The sequence below is a fragment of the Thermogutta sp. genome, assembly GCF_039793925.1.
In the GTDB taxonomy this organism is placed as follows: domain Bacteria; phylum Planctomycetota; class Planctomycetia; order Pirellulales; family Thermoguttaceae; genus Thermogutta.
The window spans coordinates 1-1,143 of the sequence record NZ_JBAMME010000156.1; the positions used below are offsets into that span (position 1 = coordinate 1).

Annotated in this window: 1 protein-coding gene; it reads right to left on the reverse strand. The window is 51.4% G+C overall.

From position 1 onward, the window contains the following. Window positions 1-103: 103 nt before the first annotated feature. The coding region (locus ABJK56_RS06250; protein WP_347243805.1) for a C45 family peptidase at window positions 104-1,143 on the reverse strand (1,040 nt) is incomplete at its 5' end.

Sequence of the window (1,143 nt, forward strand, 5' to 3'; positions counted from 1 at the left end):
TTTTTGTTTAAGTTGTTGTTGGTCAGGGTGTTGTGTTTCAGGTCGGGAGGTGGGGGGGGTTGGGGGGTTTGGCTTAAATCCTGAAGTGTTTTTTGGTGATTTTTTAGTTTTTGGAGGCTGTTTTTAGCTGGCGGTATAGTGTGAGGAGGTGGTTGAGGTTGATGTGGTAGTAGGGTTCGTCGCAGGCTGGGGTGGTTTTGCCGGCGTCGGCGAACCACATATCAAGTGTTTGTGGGGCGAATATGGCGTTGTGGAGGTTTGATTTCATAGCGACTGGTCTTTTGATAATTTCGATCATTTTTTGTGGGTCTATTGAGCCGTAGTATTGGATAAGTCGCTGGCTGAGGGTTTGGGCGCGTTGGTCGCCTGAGATGAGGACTGTGTCTTCGGGGATTTTTGGGAGGAGCGGGTGTTGTTCGCCGGGTTTTAGGATGGTGATTTTATCGGGGAGGCAGTGGAGGGCTCTGATGTAGCCTGATTTGTCGCTAACGACGTAGTAGTATTCGCAGGTTCTTGGGGTGTTTTTGATTATCTGGACGGCTTGTTCTGCGGTTGAGGCGTTTTCCATAACTTCTCTGAGGAGTAGGCTCATAGGCATACCGTCCCAGAGTCCTTCGCCGCGGCCGCCCATTTCACCGATTGCGACGCCTTTTTCGTTCATTGCGGTGACGGTACCGATGAAGCCGGAGTAGCCGAGGGTGATCCAGGCGTTTTTCTGGTTGGGTATAAAGACGACGACGGCGGCGTAGTTCTGGAGTCCGATGTCTCGCATATAGTCAAGGACGCGGGCGTGGAGGACCTGACCGTTTAGAGAAGCCTTTCCTTTGACGGCGACGCCGCTGCAGTGAAAGCGTTCGGGGAATAGGTTTGCGTATAGGGCGTCGCGTTGTGGTATTTTTGCTGCATTTGCGAGTGAGTAGCATTCGTCTATGAATCGTTTAGGGATGTATGGGGAGGTTCTTTTGTAGATGTCGTCCATAACGTTGATGAACCATTCTCCGGAGCGGAAGGTATCTGCGAGTCCTACGCCGAAGAGGACTCTGTTGACGAGTTTTCTTACTGAATCTTTAGCGAGCGATCCGTGTGCTTCGCCCATTTGCTGGGGTGTTCCGTCAAGGATGAGAATTCGTTTGGTGCCGAGCA